Below are 9,844 nucleotides of genomic sequence, written 5' to 3'. Positions count from 1 at the left end.
TTCAAGAATGCCTCCTTGGAACCAAATGACTCGACAGCTTTTTGAGCAAAAGCACTTTGATCATTCCATTTAATACCCTTTTTCATGGATGGCCAAAAAAGTGAATGGTTCAGATGGCCTCCTCCATTATTACGGCACTTGGCCCGAATGGGTTCAGGCACCTGATCGAGATCAGCCAGAAGCGCGCCGAGAGTTAATTTCTGCAAAACGGGGTCCGAAGCGATGGCCTCATTGAGGTTTTTCACATAGGCACCATGATGTTTCTCATAATGAATCTGCATGGTCCGCGCATCGATAAAGGGTTCAAGGGCATTAAAATCATAACCTAATGGAGGCAGGATAAAGGGATATTTTTGTAGATAGATGTCGGGGGAAATGTCTCTTTTTGCCGCAGGAGTCTGGGCATCAAGTGAATACACCTTGAGTCCGGCAGCCACTCCAGCCAAAAGACTAATTTTGAGGATATCCCGGCGGTAATAATTTTTTGCCATATACATAAGATGCCGGAAGTCCCTTAAAACTCAAACGATATGTCACATCCAGACACTGAAGCCTACATCAATGTGCGTTCAATTTGGGAAACATTCCCCTCAATCGCCACCAAATAAGCGTTCACTCCCTCTGAATAGGGCTCATGAAGATAACGGCTCACCCCACCGAGTTGGGTATCCAGAATCTTTAATACATATTCCCGGTGAAATTTCGGTGTATTTATAATGAGATGATGGGCACTGACAAATGAAGGGGTGATATCGTCATCCGGGTCAAACTCGTGGGCCTCGTGGAATTCATCATAAAGGAAGGGCAATTTGCGGATGTACTCCGGATCGGACATTTGCCCGAGCAAGTCACCCGTGCCCAGGGCAAACCCGGCCATTTTTTCTTGTTCAGACTGGAAAGGAATAATGCCTGTATCGAGGTTTAATCCCGTACAAAGGATCATATTACTGGCTGCACACTGGTCCTTGTGAGACACCCCGATTTCTCGGAAATAATCCGATATGATTCTACAACTGCGCTCGACGTGGATACTCGTATAAACAGCTCCCGACCCTTCCTTCTTACCCCATGGCCGTAGATAACCCGAGTCATGGAAAAGAACGGCCACGACCCCAACCTCAAAAAGCCCATGGGGAATCATGTTTTTGACTGAATGATTCAGGTTGATTCCCCTCATGACAGTGATCATCGAGGAAGCGGCCCGTAAGGTGTGCTCCAGATCGTGGAACTTCAGGTCGATCGGCTGGAAACGTTTCCCTTTTCCATGGAACATGTCATCCACATAAGGAAATGTATCGAGTACAAATCCGGAAAGATCCTTTCCATAAAGCTCATGGCTCACCCCACGGGCATAAGCTAATACCTCTCCTGATAAACGAAGTGTGAGTGGGTCGGTCATAGGTATAAGATGAGAAAAATACTCTAGGCGGCGGAATCGGAACGTTTTTGATACGTCTCCAAAAAGCTCCCGAGCTTTTCGATGGCCAGCTCAATCTTATGAAGCGCAGTCGAGTAAGAGCAACGGACGAATCCTTCCCCACTTTCCCCGAAGGCATTGCCGGGCACGACAGCAACCTTCTGCGTTTTTAAGAGATCGATGGCAAAATCATGTGATTTCAGCCCTGTAAATCCGATTGATGGGAATGCATAAAACGCCCCACGCGGCATCATACATTTCATTCCTAATGAATTAAAAGAGTTTACGATAAAATTCCGCCGCGCATGGTAATCATCCTTCATCCGCGCGACATTATCCCCCCCATTCACCAAAGCCTCATAGGCGGCCTCTTGACTAATGATCGGAGCACAAAGCATGGCGTATTGGTGAATCTTCATCATGGCCTCCGTCATCTCGGGCGGCGCGCAAGCATAACCGATACGGAATCCGGTCATGGCAAAAGCCTTCGAGAATCCATGCAAGAAGATCGTCCTCTCCCTCATCCCGGGCAGGGAAGCGATGGATACATGACTGCCTTCATAAGTTAATTCCGAATAAATCTCGTCCGAAAGGCAAATCAGGTCATGATCCTGGCAAAGCTGGGCGATTTTTTCAAGCTCAGCCCGCTCCATGGTTCCTCCGGTCGGGTTAGTCGGGAAATTCAAAATCAGGATTTTTGATTTAGGCGTTATCGCCTTGCTGATTTTCTCCGCTGTCACCGACCATCCATCCTCAAATGACGTGGGGACAGACACAGGAATCCCGTGGGCTAAACAGATACTCGGACTATAAGAAACATAACACGGCTCGTGGTAAATCACCTCATCCCCCGGGTCGATCAACGCCCGCAAGGCCAAATCCATCGCCTCGGAGACCCCCACCGTCACGATCACCTCGTTTTCCGGATTATATCCGATATTAAAATGATTTTGAACGTAACGGGAAATCTCCTTACGCAGTTTTAAAAGACCCAGATTCGAAGTATAACTCGTTTTCCCCCGTTCAAGGGCATATATCGCCGATTCCCGGATATGCCAAGGGGTAACAAAGTCCGGCTCCCCGATCCCCAATGAAATCACCTCTTTCATCGTGGAAACAATCTCGAAAAAATCACGGATGCCGGAACGTGGAATACTCTGCACGTGACGGGCAATCGGACTTAATCTTTGGACCTTTTTAGACACAAGAGTGTAACATATAGTAGATTCCCGCCAAAGCTGCAAGTCCACAGTCAAAAGCTTGAATTTTCCTTTACCACCCGCTCATTACTCCCGCATCTCATAAAAATAATCGTGCGGTGGAGTAAAGAATTTTTTGGCTAAGTTTTAGTCTTGAACCCATCCGGTTTTCCTATTAGTTGAATGATACTATGGATTTTCACAAAATTAGGGTTCCTTTGTTTGGCGCTGTGTTTCTCGGTGCATTTGCTCTTTTTACCGGAATTTTATCTGTTTACCTGCTCGGCGGGCGTGCTGCATACCATGAGCAGATGAATAAAATGAAGGAGGATACTCGGATTCTCTCCGCCGAGGTGGAAAATAGGAGGCTCGAAGTCCAGTCCGTCCAGAATGAGGTCATCCGGAAAAATTCCGAATTAGAAGCGAAAAACGCGGAATTAACCATGCTCACCCAGAACCTCACGGATACAAAGACGAAGATGCTGCAAATTGCACAAGAAAAAGATAAACTGCAAAAAGCTTCCGGTGGCCTCCGTGACGATCTCCGCAACCAAATCGATTCCCAAGATGTGACGGTCAGTGAAGCCGGCGACCAGCTCGTCATTAAAATCACAGACCGTATCCCCCTCGAGTCCGGTAAACAAGGTATCGGTCCGAAAGCCAAAGAAATCCTCGATAAAATCGCACTCGCCCTGAAACGTTTCCCTGACCGTGCCGCCCGTATCGAAGGTCACACCGATGACCTGCCCGTCCGTACCGGCGGAAAATTCGCCTCAAACTGGGAACTCTCCGCGTCCCGCGCCGCTGAAGCTGTCCGTTACCTCGAAGACCAAGGTATCCCCGGTAACCGCCTCCAAGCCATGGGCCTCGCCGACACTAAACCGATTGTCCCCAATAACAGTGATGCTAACCGCGCCGTCAACCGCCGCCTTGAAATCGTCCTGATCCCTTTTAAAGCCCCTGCGACGACACCTGCCTCTGCGACCACGGATAAAAAGAAATCAAATTAAAAAAAAATCTCTGATAAAGGGACTCCATGACGACAGCTACCGCTTATGCCCCTGGCCGGGCCGAACTCCTCGGTAACCACACTGATTACAATGAAGGATTCGTCATGTCCATCGCCGTGGACAAAGGAACCACCGTCTCCGGCCAATCTCGGGCAGACGACAAAATCATTCTCAGTACCGGGCAATTTGCCCACCCTTTCCAGACAGATTTGGAAAATATCAAACCGCAGGACGGGGAAAACTCTTGGGTGAATTACCCTCTCGGAGTAGTGGATGAGCTACTCAAACGCGGCCTCCGCCTCGGCGGGTTTGAAATGTCGATCAGTAGCAATCTCCCCCTCGGCGCAGGTTTAAGCAGTTCCGCCGCCCTAGAAGTCTCCACCGCACTCTTCCTGCAAAAACTTTTCGGATTTCCGATGGATCGCCTAGACATAGCCAAGGTATGCCAAGCGGCTGAAAATAATTTCGTCGGGGTGAAATGCGGACTCCTCGACCAGATCAGTTCCCTTTATGGCAAAAAAGACCATGCGATTTTTATTGATTGCCGCAGCCTGGAGATCGATAACATCCCCCTGAGTACGGACACCTGTTTTGTCATCGCACACTCAAATGTCAAACACTCCCTCGTCGCCGGGGAATACAATGAGCGCCGAGCCAGTTGTGAAGCAGCTGCTGCCGAGCTCGGCGTCAAGGCCCTCCGCGATGCCGATAGGCTGCTCCTAGAAAACAAATTGCCCGACAAGGATTCATTAGCATATAAACGCGCCATGCATGTCGTGGGGGAAAATGAACGTGTGATCGCCTCGATAAGCAAATTGCGCGAAGGTCAAATCACTCCCTTGGGTGAGGCCATGTTCGCCTCCCACGCGAGCTCGATCAAATATTTCGAGAATAGCTGCATGGAGCTCGATATCCTTGTGGACCTCGCCCGCAAATTACCCGGTTGTCTCGGAGCCCGCCTGAGCGGTGGAGGATTCGGCGGAGCCACGATCAATCTTGTCGAAAAGAAATCCGCCGCCTCATTTATCAGTAATCTCCACGACCAATACAAAGCAGCTACGGGCATCGAGCCCCTCGTCTTTGAATGTACCGCCGCTAATGGCGCGCACTAGTGTTCCCGCTGTTCATTTCTAAATCATGAAATTCATCGGCCTCGATCTCGCTTGGTCGCTCAAGAATCCATCAGCCATTTGCACTCTGGAGTGGGATGGGGCCCGAGCAAATTGCACGGGGTTCGTGCCGGATATCGGGAGTAATGAGGAAATCGCCGCTTACATCCGGGAAGAGTTCTCACAGGGACAACAAGGGATTATCGCGATCGACGCACCTTTGATCGTCCCAAATCAATCCGGTTCACGTAATGCCGAGAAACTCTTAAATAAAGATTTCCGAAAATGCCACGCCGGGGCCCACCCGTCCAACCGGCAACGCCTCTGTAAATGGGGTGGGGGCAAATTGCGCGCAGAAGAAATACTCGAAAACCTCAAGCCCTTGGGATTCAGCTCTGACCCAGAATGGGAACCCCACACGCGCAAATTGCGCCGGGTCATCGAGGTATTCCCCCACGCGGCAAATGTCACCCTCTTTAATCTCCCCTTGATTTTCGAATATAAATCACGCCCGCACCGTTCCCGGGATTTTATCCTGGGGGAATTCAAACGTTTCCGCGAAGCAATCTCCTCACTGGAAAACGCCCATCCCCCTGCCACTTTTCCCAAAAATATTTTACTCGCACCATTGAGCAAATTGCGCGGGAAAGAATTAAAAAAACACGAAGACACCCTCGACGCCTTCATCTGCGCTTACACCGCCCTACACGCATGGATCTATCAACCCCGTATTTATGGAGATTTAAAGGAGGGATATATCCTCGTTCCAGCAGGGCAGATTCCTCACCCATAAAGTCAGTCATCCGCAGGATACCTGCAACTAGCTAAGATTTACTCAAATTGTCCCCGGCACTCTGCGGAAGGCAATTTGCCTCAAGATAATCAAAAACGCTCCCGAGTTTCTCGTGCATAAAGATGAAATCCCGGTCGCTATCGCGGATAAACCCCTCCCGTTCCATCTGGGTGATGAATCCGGCAAATAAATCGTAATAACGGCGCACATTCCAAAAAGCGGCGGGTTTATGGAGGAACCCGAGCTGGATCCATGTCAGGCATTCCGCAATCTCTTCGAGGGTACCTAAGCCTCCGGGCATGGCGATAAAGGCATCGGCCATTTCTGCCATCAGCGCCTTACGTTCATGCATGGTCTCGACCACGTGCAATTTACTCAGATTCATGTGCGCCCACTCACGCTCGACCATGGAACGTGGGATGACCCCGATGACTTCCCCACCATTTTCCAGGACACTATTGGCCAGCTCGCCCATGAGCCCGACATTACCGGCACCGTAAACAAGCCGGATCTTCCGCCGGGCCAGCTCCCTTCCTAATTCCCGAGCCGCTTCAATATAATCCCCGTGCAAATTGCGCATCGACCCGAGATAAACACAGATGGATTTCATTGACTCCAATCTTCCCACCGTAGTCCTTCAATCCGTGAGAACTCCGCATGGTTACGTGTGATTAAAGTCCCATTTCTTGAGAGAACAGTGGAGGCAATAACCATGTCATTACCCCCAATAGGCTGACCTGATTTTTTTAATTCAATTTTAATCTTCGCATAATATTCTGCCGCTGAGCTATCAAAGTCTACAGTCTTAAATTCACCTAGAAAAACATCCAAAATTTTCCTATTTTCATTTTGTCGGTGACTACAATATGCTCCATAAATCAACTCTGCCTTAACCATGCTTGGAATCAATAATGACCCATGATCAAGATCCTGAATCTTATCATATAATCCACGATTATTCCCACGCAGGAAGTCAATGCATGTATCTGAGTCCAAATAAAAGCCAGACATTTAATCAAACCTCGGATAGTCATCTGATGATTGAGCCGGCTGTGGGTGTCGGATAAATGTTTCATCACTGATCGCTCCAAATGTTTTTAAAAAATCCTCAGACCACTCATTGTTCTTCAGATTTTTAATGGCCGAGTCTTTCATCCACTCAGAAACAGATTTTTTCTCTTTCCGTGCGGCAACTTTCACCTCATGAATAAGTGTCTCATCCAAGTAGATCGTGATTTGTGACATATCTCAAATATAAGCTACAAAATTATAATTTCAATTATAATTTCCCCATCGCCTCGTCGGCCATGCTGAGGGTAAAAGCGATATCCTGCTCCGTGTGCGCGAGGGAGACAAATCCCGCTTCAAATTGTGAAGGAGCCAGATAAACCCCGCGTTCCTTGAGGGCGTGAAAGAACTGTGCAAAACGGGCTGTGTCGGATTTTTTGGCTTCCTGCAAATGGCGCACAGGGCCTTCGCAGAAATAACCACAGAATAGGGAACCGAATTGTTTTCCGGTAAAAGGAATCTTCCTCTTCTTAGCGATCTCGACCAACCCTTGCGCAAGTTGCGCGGTTAATTCATTGAGTCGGGCAAAGTTCTGTTTCTTGTCGGGGCTAAATAACTCCTTGAGATTCGCCTCCCCCGCCGCCATCGCCAGAGGATTTCCCGAAAGGGTTCCCGCCTGATAAACGGGGCCTAGCGGTGCAAGCCAATCCATGATCTCGCGCCTGCCCCCGAAAGCCCCGACGGGCAAACCGCCCCCGATGACTTTTCCAAAACAACTCAGGTCAGGCCTGATCCCGTAAATCTCCTGTGCTCCGCCCGGGGCGACACGAAATCCCGTCATGACCTCATCAAAAATCAGGACGATGCCCTCCTCCGTGCATAATTTGCGCAAGCCCTCCAGAAAACCCGGCTCCGGCAGGTAAAGCCCTGCATTGGCGGGAACCGGCTCCAGAATGAGCGCAGCAATTTGCGCCGGGTGTGCAGCGACCATTTCTTTTACGGCGGTCAGGTCGTTAAATGGCAGGGTCAGAGTGAGTGCTGCCAGTGCGGCCGGTACTCCCGCGCTATCGGGCTGGCCGAGCGTAAGTGCACCACTGCCCGCTTTGACCAGCATCGAGTCGGCATGTCCGTGATAACATCCGTCGAACTTGATGATTTTATCGCGTCCGGTGAATCCCCTTGCGAGTCGAACCGCCGACATACAGGCCTCCGTGCCGGAATTACAAAAGCGCACCTTTTCAACGGAAGGAACATTTTCGACCACCATTTTCGCCAAGGTTAATTCACGGGGATTGGAAATGCCGAAGCTCGTCCCTTCCTCGAGGGCTTCCTTGAGGGCTTTGAGGATATGGACATTTGCATGGCCCAGGATCGCAGGACCCCACGTGCAGACGTAGTCGATATATTCATTCCCGTCCACGTCGAAGACCCTCGAACCCGCAGCCCGCTGCGCAAAGAAGGGTTCCCCCCCGACACCGCGGAATGCGCGAACGGGTGAGTGTACCCCGCCGGGGGTATATTTCAGAGCTTCTTCAAATAACTTGTGGGAGAGAGAATAATTTCGAGCCATAAGAGATTCAAATAATAAGGCCCATATTCCCGCAGTCCAACATCAATTTCCGGTTCCGGGAAAAAGTTTTATCCACAGATTTCACAGATGCACACAGATTTAAAAATTTGTGGAGCCTGTACGGGTTGCTCGTGGCATGGCCGTCTCTGTCATGTGCGGAAATAGCAGGAGGCGTGATGAGTATAGGCGTGTTAAGGGAATTTATTTTTTGAAGAGTTCACCGTGACTGCCCGTGCGTTCAAGAAAGAGTGAATCACCATCAGTCCTATAAACTCGAAAGCCAGTCGGATTCAATACGGCAGTCCCTCGATCCTTTCAGCGGCCCGATCAAAGCGTGATCCCGATACTGTGCTTCGAGGGGTTTGCCGTCAACAATGCGCATGACAACACTTTTGAGCTTTGCGAGTTCTTTGCCTTGTTTCTGGAGCTTCTTGATGTCTTTCCTTAATTGACTTGTCTCGCAACCCGTCTTCACTCGTCCCTACTCCTGAAAAGCTTGTTCAGAGAATCATGCTTTTTGAACTTGTGACCCTTTCGAGATTCTTCCATGGCAGCCACGGTAGTTGCATTTGGAATCTTGACCCAAAAGGGAAGTCCATTGCGAAGGATGATCTGGGTGTAAAACATCCGAATGGCCTCTGTCGGACTCAACCCAAGGTGGGAGAGGATTGCTTTTGCCCTCTCCTTGATATCAGGATTAATGCGACTATGAATGGCTGCGGTTTTCATACCGTGAATTATGTTTCATTTGGAACACAGCGTGAATCTTTTCCCCAATATCATGACAATCAACCACATTGGCTCCATCCACTGGTTGGGCTCATTTTTCGGCCCTCTCCCATCCAGCGAGATAATCGGGTGACTCTGGCAGACACGCAGCCTATCTATGGCTCCACCGATCTCTTTTATGTCCGTAGTAAGTCCGTCGCCATGGATTACTTCGTTCTTCTTCTCTCGAGCGTTATAAATATCGATCAAAAGCGAATGGGCCTCCGACAGCATCCTGTCGGCTTTAGGAAATTTCTGAATCTCTCGATATTGAGTCATTCTCTCATTCTCGCTCGTAAGAGAATCCCGTGTCTACTTTTCCCAGTACAGATTAATTTACTCTTCCTTAAAAAATCTGTGAATGTTTTTTTCGGAAGTCTGCACGTATCAGCCATTAAAAAACCGCACCTTCCCCACAGGCCAACATCTTTTTCCGGTCCCGGAAAAAAGTTTCCGCTTTACGCTTTTCTCCGGGAGTCCGTGGGAACTTTACTCGATTGAGACGAGTTCCAGATCAAAATTCAAATCTTGTCCGGCCAAAGGGTGGTTACCATCGAGCGTGACAAATTCATCACTGATGGCGGCGATCTTCACAGGAACAGAATGCCCTTCGGGAGAACGCATCTCTACCATCATACCGACTTTGGGCTCCATACCGGGAGGTACTTCGGCCTTGGGGATTTGCATCATATTATCCTCGCTGTGCGGACCATAAGCTTCGTCACAAGGGATATTAACTTTCTTTTTTTCACCCACGGCCATACCCATCACCCCTTTGTCGAAGCCGGGGATCATCATGCCCACACCCAAGGTGAAAGCGATGGGCTCCCTTTCGAGTGAACTATCAAAGACCTCCCCGCTATCGAGGGTTCCTGTATAATGGACTTTTACGCTATCACCTTTTTTGGCAGTGGACATGATGTATCTTTCTTTAGTTAGTTTAAAAAAACAGCTACGATTTTTACACCCT

The 9,844-nt window shown here is 49.2% G+C and carries 14 protein-coding genes; 3 read left to right on the top strand and 11 right to left on the bottom strand.

Annotation, left to right across the window (positions count from 1 at the left end):
• From SGI98_02305 to SGI98_02295, 3 genes are all read right to left on the bottom strand, one after another.
• Nucleotides 1–491, bottom strand: a 491-nt coding sequence (locus SGI98_02305) for a superoxide dismutase (protein MDZ4742235.1), incomplete at its 3' end; no start/stop codon positions are given.
• Between the two features lie 62 nt (nucleotides 492–553).
• Complete coding sequence (locus SGI98_02300; GenBank protein ID MDZ4742234.1) at nucleotides 554–1,399, bottom strand: hypothetical protein; 846 nt, start codon at nucleotides 1,397–1,399, stop codon at nucleotides 554–556.
• Nucleotides 1,400–1,422: 23 nt separating this feature from the next.
• On the bottom strand, nucleotides 1,423–2,622 hold the full coding sequence (locus tag SGI98_02295; GenBank protein ID MDZ4742233.1) for an aminotransferase class I/II-fold pyridoxal phosphate-dependent enzyme: 1,200 nt from the start codon (nucleotides 2,620–2,622) through the stop codon (nucleotides 1,423–1,425).
• A 185-nt stretch (nucleotides 2,623–2,807) separates the two neighbouring features.
• On the opposite strand from SGI98_02295, the gene SGI98_02290 reads away from it, so the two are divergent.
• Genes SGI98_02290 through SGI98_02280 form a run of 3 tightly spaced genes read left to right on the top strand, consistent with a single transcriptional unit; the run spans nucleotide 2,808 to nucleotide 5,528 of the window.
• A complete protein-coding gene (locus SGI98_02290; protein ID MDZ4742232.1) occupies nucleotides 2,808–3,626 on the top strand; it encodes an OmpA family protein in 819 nt (272 codons plus the stop codon).
• 26 nt (nucleotides 3,627–3,652) lie between these two features.
• Entirely contained in the window at nucleotides 3,653–4,738 is a 1,086-nt protein-coding gene (galK, locus tag SGI98_02285; GenBank protein MDZ4742231.1) for a galactokinase, read from the top strand.
• Nucleotides 4,739–4,763: 25 nt separating this feature from the next.
• Nucleotides 4,764–5,528 carry a DUF429 domain-containing protein gene (locus tag SGI98_02280; protein ID MDZ4742230.1) on the top strand — a complete coding sequence of 255 codons (765 nt, stop codon included), beginning with the start codon at nucleotides 4,764–4,766 and terminating at the stop codon, nucleotides 5,526–5,528.
• Nucleotides 5,529–5,559: 31 nt separating this feature from the next.
• Here the strand turns inward: SGI98_02280 and SGI98_02275 are convergent, their stop codons facing one another.
• From SGI98_02275 to SGI98_02240, 8 genes are all read right to left on the bottom strand, one after another.
• Nucleotides 5,560–6,138, bottom strand: a complete 579-nt coding sequence (locus SGI98_02275; protein ID MDZ4742229.1) for a TIGR00730 family Rossman fold protein — start codon at nucleotides 6,136–6,138, stop codon at nucleotides 5,560–5,562.
• Nucleotides 6,135–6,539, bottom strand: a complete 405-nt coding sequence (locus SGI98_02270) for a type II toxin-antitoxin system VapC family toxin (GenBank protein ID MDZ4742228.1) — start codon at nucleotides 6,537–6,539, stop codon at nucleotides 6,135–6,137. Before SGI98_02270 ends, SGI98_02275 begins: the two co-directional genes overlap by 4 nt.
• Nucleotides 6,540–6,773 (bottom strand): ribbon-helix-helix protein, CopG family, encoded by a 234-nt coding sequence (locus tag SGI98_02265; GenBank protein MDZ4742227.1) that lies wholly within the window; start codon nucleotides 6,771–6,773, stop codon nucleotides 6,540–6,542.
• A 34-nt stretch (nucleotides 6,774–6,807) separates the two neighbouring features.
• Entirely contained in the window at nucleotides 6,808–8,106 is a 1,299-nt protein-coding gene (gene hemL / locus SGI98_02260; GenBank protein ID MDZ4742226.1) for a glutamate-1-semialdehyde 2,1-aminomutase, read from the bottom strand.
• A 265-nt stretch (nucleotides 8,107–8,371) separates the two neighbouring features.
• Nucleotides 8,372–8,581, bottom strand: coding sequence for a type II toxin-antitoxin system YafQ family toxin (locus SGI98_02255; protein ID MDZ4742225.1), 210 nt, complete (start codon nucleotides 8,579–8,581; stop codon nucleotides 8,372–8,374).
• Nucleotides 8,578–8,835 carry a type II toxin-antitoxin system RelB/DinJ family antitoxin gene (locus tag SGI98_02250; GenBank protein MDZ4742224.1) on the bottom strand — a complete coding sequence of 86 codons (258 nt, stop codon included), beginning with the start codon at nucleotides 8,833–8,835 and terminating at the stop codon, nucleotides 8,578–8,580. Before SGI98_02250 ends, SGI98_02255 begins: the two co-directional genes overlap by 4 nt.
• A 15-nt stretch (nucleotides 8,836–8,850) precedes the next feature.
• Nucleotides 8,851–9,153 carry a hypothetical protein gene (locus SGI98_02245; GenBank protein ID MDZ4742223.1) on the bottom strand — a complete coding sequence of 101 codons (303 nt, stop codon included), beginning with the start codon at nucleotides 9,151–9,153 and terminating at the stop codon, nucleotides 8,851–8,853.
• A 210-nt stretch (nucleotides 9,154–9,363) separates the two neighbouring features.
• Complete coding sequence (locus SGI98_02240; protein ID MDZ4742222.1) at nucleotides 9,364–9,792, bottom strand: peptidylprolyl isomerase; 429 nt, start codon at nucleotides 9,790–9,792, stop codon at nucleotides 9,364–9,366.
• Nucleotides 9,793–9,844 lie beyond the last annotated feature (52 nt).

Source organism: Verrucomicrobiota bacterium (assembly GCA_034440155.1).
In the GTDB taxonomy this organism is placed as follows: domain Bacteria; phylum Verrucomicrobiota; class Verrucomicrobiia; order JAWXBN01; family JAWXBN01; genus JAWXBN01.
The sequence above is the reverse complement of the archived record's forward strand: the minus strand, read 5'-3'. Positions and strand labels throughout refer to the sequence as shown.

What these genes read in the sequence shown, in the direction of transcription:
- SGI98_02250 (MDZ4742224.1), bottom strand. Translation starts at nt 8,835, where the DNA reads ATGAAAACCGCAGCCATTCATAGTCGCATTAATCCTGATATCAAGGAG.
- SGI98_02290 (MDZ4742232.1), top strand. Translation starts at nt 2,808, where the DNA reads ATGGATTTTCACAAAATTAGGGTTCCTTTGTTTGGCGCTGTGTTTCTC.
- SGI98_02280 (MDZ4742230.1), top strand. Translation starts at nt 4,764, where the DNA reads ATGAAATTCATCGGCCTCGATCTCGCTTGGTCGCTCAAGAATCCATCA.
- galK (MDZ4742231.1), top strand. Translation starts at nt 3,653, where the DNA reads ATGACGACAGCTACCGCTTATGCCCCTGGCCGGGCCGAACTCCTCGGT.
- SGI98_02300 (MDZ4742234.1), bottom strand. Translation starts at nt 1,399, where the DNA reads ATGACCGACCCACTCACACTTCGTTTATCAGGAGAGGTATTAGCTTAT.
- SGI98_02270 (MDZ4742228.1), bottom strand. Translation starts at nt 6,539, where the DNA reads ATGTCTGGCTTTTATTTGGACTCAGATACATGCATTGACTTCCTGCGT.
- SGI98_02275 (MDZ4742229.1), bottom strand. Translation starts at nt 6,138, where the DNA reads ATGAAATCCATCTGTGTTTATCTCGGGTCGATGCGCAATTTGCACGGG.
- SGI98_02265 (MDZ4742227.1), bottom strand. Translation starts at nt 6,773, where the DNA reads ATGTCACAAATCACGATCTACTTGGATGAGACACTTATTCATGAGGTG.
- SGI98_02240 (MDZ4742222.1), bottom strand. Translation starts at nt 9,792, where the DNA reads ATGTCCACTGCCAAAAAAGGTGATAGCGTAAAAGTCCATTATACAGGA.
- hemL (MDZ4742226.1), bottom strand. Translation starts at nt 8,106, where the DNA reads ATGGCTCGAAATTATTCTCTCTCCCACAAGTTATTTGAAGAAGCTCTG.
- SGI98_02245 (MDZ4742223.1), bottom strand. Translation starts at nt 9,153, where the DNA reads ATGACTCAATATCGAGAGATTCAGAAATTTCCTAAAGCCGACAGGATG.